Source organism: Paenibacillus hodogayensis, assembly GCF_039536325.1.
Lineage (GTDB): Bacteria > Bacillota > Bacilli > Paenibacillales > NBRC-103111 > Paenibacillus_AB > Paenibacillus_AB hodogayensis.
Map to the genome: position 1 here is coordinate 1,196,631 of NZ_BAAAYO010000001.1, position 18,014 is coordinate 1,214,644.

Consider the following 18,014-nt stretch of genomic DNA (forward strand, 5'->3'; position numbering starts at 1 on the left):
GCTCACGGCCAAGCTTACAGCAAACCGAGCTCGCGGGCGCGCGCGACGGCTTCCGTACGCCGCTTGACGTGCAGCTTGTCGAACAAGTTCCGGTTATGCCCTTTGACCGTACTCATGGCGAGGTAAAGCCGATCGCAAATGTCGCGATTCGATAGCCCTTGCGCAATAAGCCGCAGCACTTCCGTCTCCCGCTCGCTGAGCGGCTCGATCAGAAGGACCGCCGGCCGGGAGGCCGAACGCCGCAGCGTACCGCTATCCGCTTCTCGTTCTTCCTCCGCTTCGCATGCAGCCAGCAGACGCGCCGCGTATTCCGGCATCGTTCCATCAGCGGCCGCCCCGGTCAACAGTACTTTCATGGGAATGCCTTCATCGGTAAAAGTACGTATGAAGCCTCCGGGCTCGCCCATCGTCAAAGCGTCCCGCAACATGTGTGCGGCTTTAAGCTTATCGCCATGCGCATGCAGAGCTGCCGCCAGCACAACCGTAACCTTAAGCCGCTCATCCTCCCGTTCCTCTGCCTCCGCCTGCGCGCGCATGGGCTCCAGCAGCGCCAGCGCTGCGGCCGCGTCCCCCTGCGCCATATATACCCGGGTCCGGCTGAGACGAAGCCCGTTCTTCTGCGCCAGATGAGCGGCGGCGGCCAATTCGCCCTGGCGAAGCAGCACAAGAACATGCGCCTCGGCGATAAGGGGCATCGCCTTCACGAAATGGTGCTGGCGAGCGTAGCGGTCCGCCTTCCTGATTATAGCGGCCGCTCCGCTCGAGTCTCCCTGCGCAAGCTTCAGTCTCGCGAGAAACGCCTCAGCCGCAACCACTCTGTCCGCGAGTTCGATCCGCTGCGCCAGCTGGGCGGCCAACTCCCCATGATGCCGGGCCGAGTCCAGATCGTTCCATTCATACCAAATACGGGCCAAGCCGAGGTGCGCTTCGCAAGCGGCTGGCAGCGGCGGATCGCCCGCTATTTTCAGAACGCTCCGGTACGATTCGGCCGCCGCTTCCAGCTCATTTTCCAACTCCTGTATGTGCCCCATACCAAGAGAAGCCATCAAGGTGATCATGACATGCCCGATCCGCCGGCTGACCGTTAGCGCTTCCGCATACGCTCTGCCCGCCCCGGTGCGATCCCCTTGGAGCTCGTAGGCGTATCCCAACGACCAGACGGCGGCTGTGCGGACAGGCAGGTTGTCGGGGTGCAGGTATTCCAGGGCTCGCCGCGACTCGGCAAGGATCGTATCGGCCTCATGCCTGCTGACGGCCAGCGTCGCGCGTATAGACGCCATATGACCGATAACGTCCCGGATCTTCACGTCCGGCACGCCCCCCGGCAAGGAGGCTTCGGCAGCTTGCAGCAGCGGTTCCACGCCGGCTGATTGGCCGGCCATCAGCATGACGGAAGCCTGTATGACCCGCAACCCGGGTCTTGCATCCAGCTCTTCCTTGGACAGCCCATCCAGCCACTCCCGCACGGGAGCCGACGCTCCGCGAAAATGCAGGGGCATCCCTTCTCCTTCCGCCAGTCGGGCGGCGCGCTGAATATCACGGGCCGCAACCGCATGGCGAAAAGCTTCAAGCTCCAAACCGTTGTCCTCATACCATTCGCTGGCGCGACGATGCAATTCGGCCACTGCCCGTTCTTCGTCCCCGGCTGTCATAGCAATGCTTTGGCGCAGCCGCTGCCGCAGCAAATCCGCAAAAAGCTGGTGATAGCGGTACCAGCGCCGCTCATGGTCCAGAGGGACGAGGAACAGATTGGCCCGTTCAAGCTCATCCAAGATGACTTGCCCGGAAGCGGGTGGGCCCCCGGATTCACCGACGCGCCCGCCAAGAACGGCCTCGCAGAGCGGACCGCACAGCCGGTCGAGGATGGAGGTATGCAGCAGGAAAGCCTGCATGCTTGCGGATTGCCGATTGAGCACTTCTTCTACGAGATAGTCCAGGACGAAGGAGTGGTTGCCGGTGAAGGATTGGATGAAGCTGGAGGCGTCTTGTTGTTCCTTGATGGAAAGGGCGGCCAATTGCAGGCCGGCAATCCAGCCTTCTGTGCGGGATTCAAGCAGGGAGACGTCTTCCAACGAAAGGGTCAAGCCCATGACCCGGCCCAAAAAATCGGCCGCTTCCGGGCAAGTAAACCGCAAGTCCGCGGCGCGCACCGAAGTCAGCTGGTCCCGGACGCGCAGCCGGGCCAAGGGGAGACGGGGGTCCTCGCGGGTGGCGATGACCAGATGCATGTGCGGCGGCATACGCTCAAGCAGCAGGGCGACCACGCGGTCAACCGGTTCGGTTTTGATGACGTGGTAATCATCCAGAACAAGCACGAAAGGGGAGGGGACGGCGGCAATTTCGTTAAGCAACGCCGTTACGATCGATTCGATCGGCGGCAACGGAGAAGACTCGGGCAACCTCCGCGCAATCTCCTCCCCCTGCTTGCCGATCGTCTTCAAAGCCGCGAAAAGGTACGTCAGGAAACGCGCCGGATCGTTCTCTCCTTCATCCAGCGACAACCAAGCGACAGGCCGTTCGCAGCCGGCGAGCCATTCGCCGACCAGCGTCGTTTTCCCGAAACCGGCGCCGGCAGCGATGACGGTCAGTTTGCGGTGCAAGCCGCCGTTCAGCCGCTCGATCAGCCGGGGACGGGTAACCGCGTTCGCCCGGCGCGGGGGGATATATAGTTTGGTGGCTAGAATGGGAATGGTCATGGTTAGATTATAATAACCGCGCTCTTTCATCGTCAACCATAACGGCGCGGTCTATTCCACTCCCTCTGGACCGATGCCATTGCGGGTACCGTTCTCGGGAGCATCGGCCAGCATGGTTGTATCATGCTCAGCCACCGTGTGCAGCACCTGCTCCGTGCCGCAAACGTATACCCCGATGCCGCTTACTTCCTGGATGCCCTTCTCGTAAACCTGCGACATGGCGTCCGCCACCAGGACAACGCGGAAATCCCGCTCGCTCGCTTCGTAGATCGAGGTTCGCGGGCAATTCGGGAAGTTGCAGCCGATAAAGACGAGCGTGTCGATTCCCCGCTCCCGCAAAAACGTCTCCAGGCCGGTCCGGTAAAAGGCGCCCCAGCGCGGCTTGTACATCGCCCACTCGCGCTCCCCGACCTCCTGAAACCCGCCGTTCAACAGCTTGTCGGCGTCCAGCGGCGCATAGCCCGCCGCACGGATCGCATCGGCCAGTTCTGCGCCTTCGGTGCCGGGGGCGGCGATCCGGGCGCCGTTCTCCACTGCTTCCCTGCGGCATAGATCGACGTTCGATCCGTCCTCCATGTATAGACGAATGACGTGAAGGACCGGCAACCCTTGAGCCCGGTAGGCGTTCAGCACCCTCTCCATATTGGGCAGCGCCGCCGACGTGCCCTGGATTTCGGCCGGAGCGCCGGGCAGCGTAAAGTCGTTTTGCGTATCGATCGTGACCAACGCGGATGTGCGCCAATTGGGACGCGTATAGCTGCTCATAAGTTCCCTCCGAATGAAATGTGCTTACTCCCAGTGTACCTTATATTGGTGACAGAATCCGTTAACATTTCAAAGATTTTTAACCCTCCAAGCCAAAAAAGGCTGCGAAAAGGAATATTCCTTCGCAGCCCTGTGCGGATTTCTATAAGCCCAGCTTGTGACCCTTTTCCAGACGCACGATCTGCTTCTCGCCGTCGTCGGCCAGCGTCCGGAACTGCTCGATCGTCTGGCGCATTTTGGGCAGCGCCTCCTGCTTGTAGGCGCTGATGGAATCGAGCGCCGACATCACATCGGAAAAGGCTTGCTTCAGCGTATCGACCGAGATATTCGCCTCCATCGATTGCTTCTGGATCGCGGCGCCCTGCGTTTTCAGCATGCGGGACGTATTGGCGATCAGTTCGTTCGTCGTTTGGTTTAATAGCTCGATCTTCTTCAAAACGATTTTTTGATTGTAGAGGGCGCTCGCGACCGTCACGGAAATTTTCAACGCCGTGATCGTCACGTTTTTCGCCCGGTCTACCCCGCGAATCAGCTCTTTGTTATTGCGGATGACGACCTCGATCGCCATGATCCCTTGCTGGTTGACGACCAGCATCTGCTGCAGGTCCATCACCCGCTGACGAAGCGGGAACAGCACTTCCTCGGTAATAAAGCGGATTTTGTCCTGGTCCTCGTTGCGCAGCTTCGCTTGCTCGATCTGCCCTTCGATCGATTCGTCCATCAAAGCTCCGAGCTGAATTTCCTTCTGCAGCTTTTTGGTCAAATCCCGAAGCGTCTGCTGCTCGATCTCCAGCGTAGTGTTGTCGTTTTTGAGCGTAGCTTTGCCCTTATCCAAGGACAGCACGATATCCGCGATGACCGAATCGGCTTTCTGGTAGCGGAGGAAATAAGCCCGCAGCGGATTAAACAGCTTGCCCAGCAACCCGGTCTTGGCAAAATCGATGAGGCTCGGGTCCAGATCCTTCAGCTGTATATGCAGCTCCGTCAGCCCTTTGGCCACTTGACCGCCTTCGTCCCCCGTCTTGGACAAATTCCCGACGGATACTTGGAGCAGGGCGTTTTTCTCCGAGGACGACCTCATCGTATTCATCCCGAACGATTCGATGGAACCGAGAATTTCCCTGCGCTTCTCCAGCGATTCGACATCAAGCGTCATGATCGCCGAGACGTTGGCAAGCGCCAGCTCCTTCAGCTTCGCCACCTCTTCGGGCACCGGCTTGACCTCTTGTTCGATTACGGCCTTAATTTCTTCCGGACTTGCGACTTCCATGGAAAACGACATCGTATTCCTCCCCCGGTATGATAGCTTTCAGGCCAACGCTACATTTGAACGTTGAACAAATTTCCGATCTTATAGACGACGTCGTCGGTGTCCGCGTTGATGCTGGCCGCCTCGTTAATGCTGGAGATGCTTTGCAGCGCCTTAATGTTGGCGTTATACCCGACCGTGTAGATCGGCACACCGTAAGCCTCGATGAGTCCCTTGATGTCTTTCAACGAATAACCTTCGTTTGTCTCGCCATCGCTGAGCACGAAAATGATCGGCTTCATGTTCGGGTCCTCGGCCATCTTCTCCTGCAGCATCTTCACCGCCACGACAATCGCGTCGAACGTCGCCGTGCCGCCGTTGGCCTGGAGGCTGTTCACCGCGCCGACGAACATGGATTGCTGGTTCGTATCGAACTTGCCGATCGGCAGCCGGACAGCTACGTTGCTGGAATAAGACACGAGCCCGATGCTGTTCTCCTTGCCCAAATATTTCTGACCTTTGAGCAGCGACTCTTTCAGGCGGTTCAGCGGCTCGCCCGCCATGCTGCCGGATACGTCGGCGACGAACACGGCCGCAATCGGCTTGCCGCCGTTCTTCTTCTCTTTCCACAGCTTCTGGGCGGCCGACAGCAAGCTGCCGTCCACTGCGGCCATCTCCGGCTTATAGTCGTCGAGATTGTTGAAGCCTTTGTCCTTCCCCGTTTTCTGATACGTATCGCGGGTGACGAATTCGGCGAACTTCTTTACGATCTCCAGCTTTGCGGGCGGCAGATCGCCGAGCGCGTACAGCGGACTGTCATGCCGGACGCCGAAAGGCGTAAACACGTAGCCGCCCTTCAAGTCGGCCGCATTGGCATACGTCTGATACTCCAGCACGAACCCGTCCAGCATGCCGGACTTGGCGGCATCGCGCATCTGGATCGTCGTCGAGGCGATGAACGGCACATTCGCTTGGAATTTCTCGAATCCTTTGACAGCCTTGTCGCCGAGCAGATTGGAGCTGTCGAACGTATTCAGCGCCGTCACGAGGAAGTTCAGACCGGTCGAGCTGGCGAACGGGTCCGTATAGCCCATCGAAAACTCGTTGTTGGCAATGGCCTCCGTCACCGTCTTGATGTTGATCGTGCCGTACGCGCTCACGAGCGCATCGTATTTGGACTTCGCGATGACGATCCCCGGCACGTTGCCGACAAGACGCGGCGTTACCATTTCGGTTTTGACGCCGCTCGCCTTGACCATCTCGCCCCACAGCTCGTTCGAGGGGGTGAAGGCGTCCGGGACGTATTTGCCCGACTTGATATAATCCGCCGCCGTTCCCGACGCGATGTTGCGCACCTTGACCGATACGGGCTTGCCGTCCACGGTAATGTTCGCTTTGTTGAACTCGGTGGCCACGTCGGTCAGCCAACCGTCCACGCCGGTGCCGGATTTTTCCGTAGAAGAGAAAATTTCCACAAAGTTGTTTGACGTGTTGGGTACGGTAACCGGAAACTTGGATATATCCGGCAGCGACTCGGCCACATCGATCGGGTTCAGGTCGATCTGCCCTTTTACCGTAGGCTCGTTCGTGACCTTGATATTGGCGTAAAGCTTGTTCAGTTGCTTGGCCGCGTCCTCCAACGTGACCTGGGATTTGGATTTTCCCAGATTGGAGGTTAGATTGACCCCAACGTAAACAAGGGCGAATACGACCGCCAGGATCAGGAGCGCGATCAGGAAAAATGTGTTTTTCTTCTTTGCCAACCTAGCACCTTCTCACTGTTTGTAATATTTGGTTTGCTTGATTAACGAATCGATTTCCTGCATGCACGGCATATTCTCGATGTCGCCCGGCTCGAAGCTGTCCAGGCGGGATATTTCCAGCAGCAGCTTATCCAGCTTCAGCAGGATTTCCTCGTTATTGTCCAGAGAGTATTTTAGGAAAGCCAGAAAATCGTTGTACAAGTTCGTTTTCTCCTGCATCAGCTGCTTGGAAAAACGCGCCGTCTTCTGCGTCATAACGCTAGCGAACTCCGCCTCGTCAAACACGTTAAGCCGGTTCAGCATGCTTCTGACGTTCAAGTAAAACAGCTTCTCGACCTCGCGGATGACGGAAGCGAACTTCTTGTAGCTCAGCTCGCCCGGTTCGAACCGCTGGTTAAGGACGTCCATCAACGTTTCCCGCTTTTTTCTGATCCGCTCCAGCTGCTCCAGGGCGAAACGAATATCGCCCTCCAGCGGTTTGACGCGCCGGTAGCGGGTCAGCGCCTCCACGTAGTCCTCATGCGTGCTGATTTGCTTGACCGGCAAGGCTTCGGGCTGCCGGGCCAGCAGGACGTAGCTCCCGTACAGCAGCGCAATCGCGCTGGCGAGCAGCAAGGTGATCCCGGACGCCGTGGCGAGCGCGCCGCCGCCGATCTCCAAGCCTACGATTCCGGGCGAGAAAACGATAATATTGAGAACCGCCACGCCTACGATCAAGCCGAACAGTTTTATGTATTTGGTTCCAGTCAAGCGTTACACCCCCTTTACCCCTTCAAGAAACGCGTCCGTACCTATATCTATGGAGAAGATTCGACATTTTCCCTCATTTTCCTTTTTACAACTCCTTTTCCCGTCGAGAATTGCCGAAACAATTTGCGTTCGCTCCAGCCGCGGTCCGTTCCGTTCGCCGCCGGGGGAGCCGGTCGGCTCCGGAGAAAACATTCTCTGTATCACTATACGACGAAAAAGCTTGGCAGTTTCGCCAAGCTTTTAAATGTGGAGAGAAGAACAGGCGGCTCACATAAATTGCTCCAAGTGATGCTTGGCTTGAAGCAGCCCCTGCTCGATTCTGGCGTCGCTGCCCGACCAGATCGGGTCCTCATGCTCGATGCTGATCGTTCCCTCATAGCCGATATCGTGCAGCGCGGCGATAAACTTATTCCAATCGACATCCCCTTGACCCGGAATACGGTGTCTCCACCATTTGCAGGTCATCATGCCTTCCGTCCGCAGCACCCGCTCAAGCACCTCGGTATCTTTCGCTTGAACGATTGCAATTCTGTCTTGAAAGTCGTGAACCGCCTGCACGTAGTCGATGCCCTGCCAGACGAGGTGCGACGGATCGAGATTAAGGCCGAGACGTCGAGAAGGCAGTCTGTTGAAGATTTCCCGCCATAAGGCCGGAGAGACGGCCACATTGTGCACCGGCGGCCAAAACTCGTACATCGGGCAATTTTCGAACGCCAGCGTTACGCTGCAGGACTCGGCAAATTCGACGACTTCCGGAAATACCCTCTCGACCAGTGGCAGATTATCCTCTACGGATAAGGAGGGATCTCTGCCCGTAAACGTGGAGACGACCGGTATACCCAATCGGGCGGCTGCCTTCAGCAAAACTTTGATGGTCTCTACCGCCCGCCTTCTCTCCTCCGCAGAGGGAGACAGGAAAGGAAGCGCTCCGAACATAATGCCCGTAATCGGCATATCGTGCTTCTCCTGCAGGGAAAGAATCCCGGAGCAGCCGATGCCGTTCGCCAGCTCGTTCCAATCCGCGAACGTATATTTCGGCCCGCCATGCAGCTCGATGCCGGAGAAGCGGTTGGCTTCGGCCCACTCGAATGTCTTCTGCAAATTCCAATGATTCCAGCATGAATGATAAAAACCGATCCTCACCGACAAACCGCCTCTCTGGATGGAATGCTCATTTACAAATAGACGATAGTCCCGGTTCTTACCGATTCGAGCACGGCATGGGACAATCTCAGCATATCGAGCCCTTGCCGGAAGCCGACCGGAGCCGGCTTGCCCTCCCGGATCGCTTCGACGAACGCTTCGAATTCCTGCTGGAACAATTCCGGCTGTTCCACCGTTACCGTCTCCGTCTTGTCTCCCTCGTACAACTCGAACTGCACGGCCGCTCTCCCGAACGAATTGAACGCCCCTTCCGCGCCGCCCTTCGGTCCGTAAATGCGATCCTTTCTTCCGCGAATCTGACTTTTCTTGGGAAGCCCCCATGAAACGTTCATCGTACCGATATCCCCGGACTCGTATTCCACGGTAATGACGGCCGTATCGATGGCTAATTGCTCGAAATGGGCAATTTCGGGACGGCCTTTAGCCAAAATGCCGCCACTGGCGAATACCTTTTTCGGCTTGGAACGGAAAACGGTCTGCCACATCAGGAAATAATGGCAGCAAGCGTCCATGACAGGCCCCTGGTTGCCATTCGCGTCGTGCATGGCCACCTTCGGCCTTACTTCCTGCATCAGGTCCGAGCTGAATACGAGCGGACGCCCGAATCGGCCTTCGCTCGCCCACTGCTCGACCAAGCCTACGCCTTTGGCATAGTTTCGTTGAAAGCCGATACCGAATTGTACTCCCGCGCGCTCGACCGCCTGCTGCATGGCCTCGGCCGCTTCGATCGACGAGGCCAGCGGCTTCTCGCAAAATACGTGCTTGCCCCGCCCGGCGGCGTAAACGGTAACCGGAGCATGAAAAACAAGCGGGAGGCAAATGGATACGATGTCCACCTGCGGATCGTCGATCGCTTCCTTGTAATCGCTGTACAGGGCCGGAATATTATACGCATACGCCAATTTGACAGCTCTGTCCGAATCGGTGTCGGTAATCGAGACGACCTGGTGGCCGGCGGAAATCCAGCCTTTGACATGATTGCCGCCCATATCGCCCGCGCCGATAACCGCAATTTTTAATCTGCTCATCGTTGTCTCCTCACCATCCAAAATGGTTTCGCAAATATGTTCTGCTGATGCCCGCGCTTTCGGACGGGTCCTTGTCGGTGTCGTCCTGCTCTACGGTCCACCAGGGCAAGTGTAGAGCCGCTGTACGCCGCAGCGCCGCTTGCAGGTCGATATCCCCCTGGCCGAGCTCTTTCCATTGTCCGCCGGACGTCGAATCTTTGACGTGAACGTAGCGAATATGCGGGGCGTAGCGGTCTATAAACCGGGCGGGGTCTTGGCCGGCCCTCCATACCCACGCCAAATCGGCGGCGAGCGGAACCCCGTAGCTTCCTGTCAACTCGTCAAAAAACGGGGAATACTCGAATTCGTCCGCATGATTGTGATAGCAAAAAGTGACATTGCTTTTCGCGCATATTTCCGCGAGCCTGCCGGCCAGCTCGAACCAGCGGCCGTATTCCGGCTGCTTTCCGAGGCTGACCAGCAAATAGTCCGTGCCGATCGCATTCATCTTGTCCAGAAGCGCATGGATGTCCGTATAATCGGCCGCTTGCGGATCGAATTGTTTCAAGCCGGCATGCAGAGCTACAAGCTTGAGCGGCGTGGACGACAAATACGTTTGCAGTTTCTCCATATCGTCTAGCAGCGTGAAGCGGCTCTCGACTCCGGCATACCCGCACTCCCATGCTTGATCGAAAATAGCCGGGAACGTTTGATTGATGTTGACCAGACCCCATATTCGGGCCTGAATGGCAATTTGCGGCGATGTCACGGGCGAATCAAGCCTCCTTCCTTGCGCTTCCCAGGTAATCGGGATATACGCTTCTGATTTGTTGAAAAGCGCTCAAGTAGTCGGCGGAAGGTTTATATTCGAGCCCGACAAATCCGTCGTATCCCGTCTCCGCGACCGCCTCCAAAAAGGCGAATGCATCGATTTCGCCGCCCACGGGCTCGTTTCTTCCCGGCACTCTGGCCAAATGATAGTAGCCGATTGCGCGGTGCCCTTCGCGAACCGCCCGGACGATGTTCTCCCCCATCACTTGCCTATGATAAGCGTCGTACAGCACTTTGACATTCGGGCTTGCCGTCTCCTCAATAATCCGAAAGCCCTCTTCGGCCGTATCGCAGTAGACTCCTTTATGGTCGACTTTGCTGTTCAACGGCTCGATCAGCGCGGTAATTCCGGCTCCCTCCAGCAGAGGCGCGATATATTTCAGCGATGCGACCGTTTCCTGCCTGTGCTTTTCCACACTCCAGCCCTCGATCTTATTCCCCGGCACCATAATCAGGTTGCTGCAGGACAGTTCCCGGGCGTAGGCGACGGCCGTCTCCGTGTCCCGGGCCAGCCTGTCCCGGTCTTCGGGAAGGAAGAGCACCGGGCGCGCGCCCGGGGCGAATCCGGTCGTGCCGCCCAGGCAGCTTACCTCGAGCGGCGCGGTTTGGCGCACATGGACCGCTTCCGGCAGCTCCACGTTTCTCCATACGAATTCGCAGCCTTCAAATCCGAAGCTTTTCGCGGCCATCCACCGGTCGCGAAAAGGCACTTCCTTGCCAAAGTTCATTTCCAAATGCGCGGAAAACTTGATCATGCCCGGCCACCTCCGTCTATGCTGCCGACTTCTCCGCAGCTTTGTCTTGCGGACTGCTTACTTGAGCTTCGCCTTCTCTTCTTGAACCTTCAGGTTCACTTGTTCCTCCGCTTCCCTGAGCGCGGTATTGATATCTTTTTTTCCGTCGGCAATATCGTTAAACGCCTGATTCAAAATCGGAGACGCTACATAGTCAAACGGTTCGATCACTTTGATAGCCGCTTTCCCGGAGAAGTCGGCCTGCACATTTTTACCTTTCGTGCTTTCCTTGTTCGCCCCATACTGCTTCTGGATTTCCGGGACGCTGGACCCGACGACAAGAGCGGCATCCCGCGCGATCGCGCTTTGAATCTCGTCCGAATAATACAAAGCCAACACCTGGAAAGCGGCATCCTTCTGCTTGCTGGTCGCCGCAATGGACAGCATGGAGCCCAGCAGATCGGGCACCAGCCGGTTCTCGAACGTAGGCGCCACGACATAATCCCAATTGAGACCGGCCACCGGGTTGCGAAGCAGCCAGGACGAGTTATTGAGAAGCATGGCGGTGTTCTGCTCTTTGGAGAACAGGTCGCGGGCATTGGCGGTTGTCCGGTTGCCGGGGATGTCGTTAATCGTTTTCCAGGCGGAGGCCAGCTTCTGCCATTCCGGCGTAAACAGCTGCGCCTTGTCGTCCTTGCCGAATACCGGAAGCTGCAGCTGCGATTTCAGATTTCCGTAACCGGCCGTGTTCAAGCCGTAGTAGTTGACGCCGCCCTCCGTCCGCGTCAGCTTCTTGGCCAGTTCGATCACTTCGTCCCAGCTCATCCCTTCCTTGGGATAAGGGGCGTTAAACCGATCGAACAAGTCCTTATTGTACAGCAATATTTTTACGCTGCGGTCTCCGGGCAGCGCGTAGATTTCGCCTTTTGTGCCATAAGCCTTGATGCTGTCGATCAAAGTCGGGTCCAGCTTGGATAAGTCAAATTTATTTTTTTTGATCAGCTCGGTTAAATCGTATTGCAGGTTGACTTCCATAATCGGCCGGAGGTTCCCGTTCGGCAAAAGAATGTCCGGTATGTCGCCGGTTGCGATTCTCTCTTGCAGCGTTGGCTTTTCATCCACATAGTTCATCGTAATGTAGGGCAGCTTGGACTTGATCTCCGGCTCCATATACTTCGTGAACACCTCTTTATAGGCCGCCGAAAGCTGAGCCGTGAGCGTAACCGGAGCATGCTCGGGCTTTGCATCCGTGCCTGCCGACGAGACCGTCTCCTTTTGCGAGCATCCCGAAGCCGCCAGTACGACCGGTACCAGCAAACCGCTTAACCACCATTGATTTCTACGCCATTTTGTTTTCATGAGAAACGACCTCCTGTAGTTTTCGTAATCATGTTTTCGTCGTTCCAATGTCTTTACGAGCGGGCTTGGAATACCGGCCGCGGCAGTCCCAGATGCTCGCGAAGCGTCGCGCCTTCGTACTCCGTCCGAAACAACCCCCGGTTCTGCAGCTCGGGTACGACCCCGTCAATAAATGTCTCCAGCCCGTCGGGCAAATAGGGAGGCATGATGTTAAAGCCGTCGCAAGCTTCCCGCTTGTACCACTCCTCCATAAAATCGGCAATCTGCACTGGCGTGCCGACGACTTTGCGGTGCATCCGGCTCCCGCCGTAAAACCGCCCCAGCTGCCTGAGCGTAAGCGAATCCGATTGCATGAGCTTGGCGACCAGTTGGAGCCGGCTTTGCATGCCCGTTGCTTCGCTCAGCTCCGGCACCGGACCGTCCAGCGGATGGACGGACAGATCGTAATTGATTTGGTCGGATAAAATGGCAAGCCCGGCCACCGGGTCCGCGAACTCCGCCAGCAGCGCCTCCGTCTCCTTGGCCTCGGCCTCGGTGGCGGCTACAATCGGCATCATTCCGGGCATCACCTTGATGGCGTCCGGCGAACGTCCGTATGCGGCGGCGCGCGCCTTCATATCCGCATAAAAGGCCCGGGCTCCTTCCAGCGACGGCTGCGCGGTGAAGACGACTTCGGCCGCTCCGGCAGCAAAATCCCTGCCGGTGTTCGACGATCCGGCTTGGACGAGCACCGGACGCCCCTGCGGAGAGCGCGGCACGTCGAGCGGCCCGCGGACATCGAAATGCCGGCCCCGATGGTGCAAGTAATGGACCTTGTCCGCCTCGGCATAGAGCCCGGCCCGTTTGTCGAAAACGAACGCATCCTCCTCCCAGCTGTCCCACAGCCCGTTAGCGACTTCGAGAAATTCGCGGGCCCGCTCATAGCGCAGTTCGTGATCGGGAATACGGTCGCCGCCGAAGTTGCGGGCTTCGTTGTCGCTTGTGGAAGTGACCACGTTCCACGCCGCCCGGCCGCCGCTCAACAGATCCAGCGAGGCGAACTGACGCGCCACGTGGAACGGCTCGCTAAAGCTTGTGGATACGGTCGCCGCCAGGCCGATCCGCTCCGTCGCTCCCGCCAAGGCCGCGATCAGTGTAAACGGGTCCAATCTCGCCGAATGCAGCGATTTCACCGTCGCATGAAAGCTGTCGCCGTAACGGTCCGGAATGCCGTACCGATCGGAGAAAAAGACCATATCGAGTTTTCCCCGTTCTGCGGTCTGAGCCAAATGCTTGTAGTATTCCAGACGGAAAAACCGCTCCGTAGGCGCCGCAGGATGGCGCCAAGCGCTGGCATAATGTCCGGCGGCATCCAGAAACACACCCAGACGCAGCCCACCCGATCCGCTTTCGTTTGTTCGACTCATACTGCTCCTCCTGACCGATAGTGAGACAACACGTCATCATTTCCGGATACCAGCCGCGTTATCGAACAAAAAAGACATAGGTCCGCCGTAAGGCGATTCTATGTCCCATTGGAATGGTAACGATGAAATGATAAAATTGTGTATACCCATAATTTCGCTGTGCTTTGTCGGATATATACACAATAACAGGCTTGCTCCGTTATCGTCCATATCATAATGTGTCGAACTTTATTTGTCAGTTTGTGACCTTTAAAAGGAGTGAACCCCCTATGCAGGACGAGCCTATGGAATATGCAGAACGCTATTTTTTCACCCCGACCGTCCTCGATAAATCCAATGCCGTATGGCCGATCCGTCTGGGAAGGAATGCCGCCAAGCCCCACTACCGCATCGGCCCCCGGACGACAACCTATTACAGCCTGCACTTCGTGCTGGAAGGAACGGGTACGTTTGTCCAGGATAACAAGAGCTATGCTTTAAGCCCCAACGATCTGTTCTGCTTATTCCCGAACCGGTCCCACGAATATTTCACTTCGGCGAAGCATCCTTTGCAGATGGCCTGGATCGCCTTCGACGGCAAAAAGGCGCTGTCGATTCTGGAGCGGCTGCGCATTAGTCCTGCCAGCCCTTATTCGCAGAACGCCATTCGTCCGGAAGTGCGGGAGCTGCTCGACGTTTTTTTCGGTTTGATTCAATCCCGCGGCCGAAAAGCGTCGGATTTAGCTAAGCTGAGCGTGCTGTACAATGTGTTCGAGGCGCTTAGCCATCCCGATGCCGGTCTGGAAAACGAGCCCGGGGAGCATTCCGGCAGCTGGCTGCAGAAAGGAGCGGATTATTTGGAGATGCACTACGCGGAAGGGATCACGATCGAGAAGGTCGCCTCGTTCGTCGGGGTGGATCGGGCCTATTTCAGCCGCAGGTTCAACGCTGCATACGGCACGTCGCCGATCAAATATTTGCAGAGCCTCAAGATGAAGGCGGCCCTTAAAATGCTGGAGGATACGACATGCACGCTGACCGAAATCGCGCTTTCTGTCGGCTACCCGGATTTGTTTTCGTTCTCCAAAGCGTTCAAAAAGCATTTCGACAGGTCTCCCGGCGAATTTCGGCGTTCCGTTCATGGCGAACCGGATTGATCGTTAACGGCTCGGACTGGCCCGTCGGCTTCCCTAAATGGTATAGTTGCCATAGAAGGGAGAGCGGTGAACCTGATGCGAGCCTATGTACCTGTGCAGCCGCCTGTTCTGCAAGGCGAAACGTCCGATGACCATTACCGGTACCGCGAATACGCTCCGTCCAGCCGGCTGGAGCCTTATGTAGCCTGCTATTGGACGGTCGATTCATCCGCAGCCGCAGGTCCGCCCCTGCATCGGATCGTACCGGACGGATGCGTGGACATTATTGTGGACCTCAGGGCGTCCGGCTCTTCCAAAGCGTCTTTCGCGGTCGGCTTGATGACCGCTTTCGAAGCGTTTCGCCTGACTTCCGACTACTCCTTGTTCGGTATCCGTTTCTTTGCGGACCGGGCGCGCCTGTTCTTGAACTATCCCGTCTCGGAATTCACCGGGTCCCGCATCCTTCTGGAAGATATTTGGGGACAAGAGGCAAAACCTTTCATCGAAGCGGTTCAATCGGCCGGCGAAGCGGAGGAAGCGACGGGACGGGTTGAAGCGGTATTGCTCCATAAGCTGCAGAGCCGGCAGCCTCGTACCGAGCCGCTGCTGCAAGCGGCCATGGGTTATCTATACGCCAGCAAAGGGGCGTTGTCCGTCGGCGCATTGGCGGAACAGCTGAGCTACAGCGAAAGAACCGTAAGAAGGGTGTTTCAGAAGGAATTGGGCATCAGCCCGAAGGAGCTTCTGGACATCATCCGGTTTCAATGTATTTTGCAAGAGATGCATAAAGGCATTTCTCCGTGGCGGCTGACCGATATCGCAGCGGCGTACGGCTATTACGATCAGTCGCATTGGATCGGCAGCTTTAAACGGCTGTACGGATTGACGCCCAGTCAAGTGTTAAAGTGATGGGAAGGCCGCGCCTGCTCGCTCAAGCAGGAATGACCGATTGCCGTAAACAGCCCAACCATCCCGCAGACGGAACGTCGGGGATGGTTGGGCTGTGTTTATATCTCCTGCAAGGCAAGCTGCCGGAGCAGCTTTCTTTCTATGTGTATTTACTCGGCAGCGGCGGCTTGCCGTTCGGCGATTTGCGTCTTGTACTGCTTTAGCAGCTCGGCAAGCGACGATTGAATCGTTCCCGCATTCTCGCTTTGCACCGCTTCGTCCAGCGCAATTTGAGCCTTGATCAGCGAAGAGAACGCAGTCGCTTCCCGAAGCTCGGCCACTCCCGTCGTCGCGGCGGTTCCAGCCTCCGACACTGCTCCGATCGCGATGGCGACGCCTTCTTTCATTTCTTCAGGCGAAAGCTTGATCCCGTCCGTGGAGAACGTGATGCTTTTTTCCAGATTGAATGGTACTGCGCTGGTCGGGAGGGCTTGCAAAGTCGCATCGTCGGCCGGGAGTCTGTCGCTGATCTTGACAAACGGCAAGGCGGTCCCTTCCTTGATATCGAGCTTCAGCTTTTCCAGATCGGCTTCAGAGAGTTTAACGGCGGCCACGCTTGCCTTCACGCCTTCGAGCGCGCCTCCGTTACTGCTGACGGTCACGCTGTGCACGCCCCAAAGCTTGTTATACGTCTCCAGCGTGCTTTCCCAATCGCCGACCGTATCCGGGGCATATTTGCGGGCCAGCTCAAGCGGATTGGACAACGTTCTTTTGACGATCGAGAACGTCTCGGCATTGGCCTGCCGGGTAACGGCTCCGCTTCCTTCTGTCGGCTTCGCTTCGTTATTATCCGCGTTGGCGGCAACCGGGGCGGCGATGGCGGACATAAGCAGGGCGGACAGGGCGACGGTTTTGAAGTTCATACGGTAGTTCATAGATCAACACTCCTCATCGTTTTTGTAGTGGTTTGTCTTACACGTCTTACTTTACCGAAGGAGTGTGGCACAACTATGGTGGGTTTGTGGAAAAACAATGGCAGGGCCCGAATGCCGCCGTTCCTTGTTGCAAAAGCAAAAGAGCCCGCGGCACGTCGGCCGGAGCTTCTCTTTAATGTGAATGCGGAGCCGTTTCTTTAGCGTCCCGGCATACCTAACGTTCTTGAGCTGTAAGGGTCGGCATAATCGGCTTCACGCCGCTCCCAAACATCGGCATATTGAGGATCTCGCTTGAACTGCTCGAGCACATAGGAGCAGGACGGGATAATTTTCCTTCCCTTGTCCCTGGCCTCGTCCACGACATAATCCAGCAGCCGTTTCGCCAGTTGCTGACCGCGATATGCCGGATCGATATAAGTGCTGTCGACAATCCACGTGTCCACGTCCACGAAATGATACGTCATTTCGCCCACGGTTCCGCGGGCTCCTACGAGGACGTAGCTGTTGCCCCGCTTCTGCGCCTCCAGCTCGACATTCGTCTCGTCCGGAGCCGGTTCTTCTTGTCTATGCATCGCTTCCTGCACCTCCTGATCGCTGCTCTGCTGAGCACACAATGGCGCCTATCCTTGATCTCTCTTCCTGCCGTAACCTTCCCCGAAAGAGCGAGTATGCATGTGCGCCATTGTGTACTACCCCTTATTACCCTTATCCGAATAGGATGAAGCATTGGCGGCTCAATTGACAGGCTTGCATGAAATCGTCATTCGTATTATTATCATTATATAGAATGATAATAATTAATCCGGAGGACATGCAAGTGAAAAAAATCGATCTGCTTCTTCACCCGGTCCGCATGCGGATTGTGCAAAAATTGATGCAAGGCAAGCCGCTGACGATTGCTCAGCTTACAGAGGCGCTGCCCGATGTCCCTCAAGCTACTTTATACCGGCATATGAAGCTTTTGCTGGAGCACGGTCATGTGGAGGTTGTCGATACCCGTAAAGTGTCAGGCACGGAAGAACGCATATTTTCGGTTAAAAAGGAGACGTTGGAGGTTCCGGCGAGCGAAGTAGAGATCACCCCGCAGGAAGACCATATCCGGCATTTCGCGGTATTCCATGCTAACCTCCTTCAGCAGGCCACCTCCTATTTGACGGAGACGCCGCCCGGACAATACCAAAAGGAAGGCTTTTCCTATTGGCAAACGCCGCTGCATTTGACTGACGAGGAGTTTCACGAGCTGGTTGCGTCCATTCAAGAGCGGATTGAACAAGCGTTTCGGCACGAAAAGACGCCCGAACGCACCACGCGCACTTTCGCCGGTATGTTTATTCCGCAACATGGACCCTAAT

General features: G+C 56.8%; 16 protein-coding genes. 3 read left to right on the forward strand and 13 right to left on the reverse strand.

What is annotated here, in order from left to right; all coding sequences use genetic code 11:
* Nucleotides 1–14: 14 nt before the first annotated feature.
* The 11 genes from ABD796_RS04845 to ABD796_RS04895 form a co-directional block, all read right to left on the reverse strand.
* The gene (locus ABD796_RS04845; protein WP_344903638.1) at nucleotides 15–2,696 is read right to left on the reverse strand and encodes a winged helix-turn-helix domain-containing protein; all 2,682 of its coding nucleotides are present in this window, start codon (nucleotides 2,694–2,696) and stop codon (nucleotides 15–17) included.
* 51 nt (nucleotides 2,697–2,747) lie between these two features.
* Entirely contained in the window at nucleotides 2,748–3,461 is a 714-nt protein-coding gene (locus tag ABD796_RS04850; RefSeq protein WP_344903641.1) for a cysteine hydrolase family protein, read from the reverse strand.
* A 142-nt stretch (nucleotides 3,462–3,603) separates the two neighbouring features.
* Nucleotides 3,604–4,743 carry a toxic anion resistance protein gene (locus ABD796_RS04855; RefSeq protein WP_344903644.1) on the reverse strand — a complete coding sequence of 380 codons (1,140 nt, stop codon included), beginning with the start codon at nucleotides 4,741–4,743 and terminating at the stop codon, nucleotides 3,604–3,606.
* A 38-nt stretch (nucleotides 4,744–4,781) separates the two neighbouring features.
* Complete coding sequence (locus tag ABD796_RS04860; RefSeq protein WP_344903647.1) at nucleotides 4,782–6,473, reverse strand: vWA domain-containing protein; 1,692 nt, start codon at nucleotides 6,471–6,473, stop codon at nucleotides 4,782–4,784.
* Between the two features lie 12 nt (nucleotides 6,474–6,485).
* Nucleotides 6,486–7,223 (reverse strand): hypothetical protein, encoded by a 738-nt coding sequence (locus tag ABD796_RS04865; RefSeq protein WP_344903650.1) that lies wholly within the window; start codon nucleotides 7,221–7,223, stop codon nucleotides 6,486–6,488.
* Between the two features lie 267 nt (nucleotides 7,224–7,490).
* Nucleotides 7,491–8,366, reverse strand: coding sequence for a sugar phosphate isomerase/epimerase family protein (locus ABD796_RS04870; protein ID WP_344903652.1), 876 nt, complete (start codon nucleotides 8,364–8,366; stop codon nucleotides 7,491–7,493).
* Between the two features lie 32 nt (nucleotides 8,367–8,398).
* Nucleotides 8,399–9,415, reverse strand: coding sequence for a Gfo/Idh/MocA family protein (locus ABD796_RS04875; protein WP_344903655.1), 1,017 nt, complete (start codon nucleotides 9,413–9,415; stop codon nucleotides 8,399–8,401).
* A gap of 10 nt (nucleotides 9,416–9,425) precedes the next feature.
* The gene (locus tag ABD796_RS04880; protein ID WP_344903658.1) at nucleotides 9,426–10,163 is read right to left on the reverse strand and encodes a sugar phosphate isomerase/epimerase family protein; all 738 of its coding nucleotides are present in this window, start codon (nucleotides 10,161–10,163) and stop codon (nucleotides 9,426–9,428) included.
* Nucleotides 10,164–10,170: 7 nt separating this feature from the next.
* Nucleotides 10,171–10,980, reverse strand: coding sequence for a hydroxypyruvate isomerase family protein (locus ABD796_RS04885; RefSeq protein WP_344903660.1), 810 nt, complete (start codon nucleotides 10,978–10,980; stop codon nucleotides 10,171–10,173).
* Between the two features lie 57 nt (nucleotides 10,981–11,037).
* Nucleotides 11,038–12,318, reverse strand: coding sequence for an ABC transporter substrate-binding protein (locus ABD796_RS04890; RefSeq protein ID WP_344903663.1), 1,281 nt, complete (start codon nucleotides 12,316–12,318; stop codon nucleotides 11,038–11,040).
* A gap of 53 nt (nucleotides 12,319–12,371) precedes the next feature.
* A complete protein-coding gene (locus tag ABD796_RS04895; protein ID WP_344903666.1) occupies nucleotides 12,372–13,724 on the reverse strand; it encodes an LLM class flavin-dependent oxidoreductase in 1,353 nt (450 codons plus the stop codon).
* A 269-nt stretch (nucleotides 13,725–13,993) separates the two neighbouring features.
* On the opposite strand from ABD796_RS04895, the gene ABD796_RS04900 reads away from it, so the two are divergent.
* A complete protein-coding gene (locus tag ABD796_RS04900; RefSeq protein WP_344903669.1) occupies nucleotides 13,994–14,860 on the forward strand; it encodes an AraC family transcriptional regulator in 867 nt (288 codons plus the stop codon).
* Nucleotides 14,861–14,935: 75 nt separating this feature from the next.
* Entirely contained in the window at nucleotides 14,936–15,748 is an 813-nt protein-coding gene (locus ABD796_RS04905) for a DUF6597 domain-containing transcriptional factor (protein ID WP_344904234.1), read from the forward strand.
* A gap of 149 nt (nucleotides 15,749–15,897) precedes the next feature.
* On the opposite strand, the gene ABD796_RS04910 is transcribed toward ABD796_RS04905, so the two are convergent.
* The gene (locus ABD796_RS04910) at nucleotides 15,898–16,662 is read right to left on the reverse strand and encodes a hypothetical protein (RefSeq protein ID WP_344903672.1); all 765 of its coding nucleotides are present in this window, start codon (nucleotides 16,660–16,662) and stop codon (nucleotides 15,898–15,900) included.
* A 197-nt stretch (nucleotides 16,663–16,859) separates the two neighbouring features.
* Complete coding sequence (locus ABD796_RS04915; protein WP_344903675.1) at nucleotides 16,860–17,234, reverse strand: GNAT family N-acetyltransferase; 375 nt, start codon at nucleotides 17,232–17,234, stop codon at nucleotides 16,860–16,862.
* Nucleotides 17,235–17,479: 245 nt separating this feature from the next.
* Between ABD796_RS04915 and ABD796_RS04920 the strand changes: the two genes are divergently transcribed.
* Nucleotides 17,480–18,013, forward strand: a complete 534-nt coding sequence (locus ABD796_RS04920) for a helix-turn-helix domain-containing protein (protein ID WP_344903678.1) — start codon at nucleotides 17,480–17,482, stop codon at nucleotides 18,011–18,013.
* The last annotated feature ends 1 nt before the right edge of the window (nucleotide 18,014 follow it).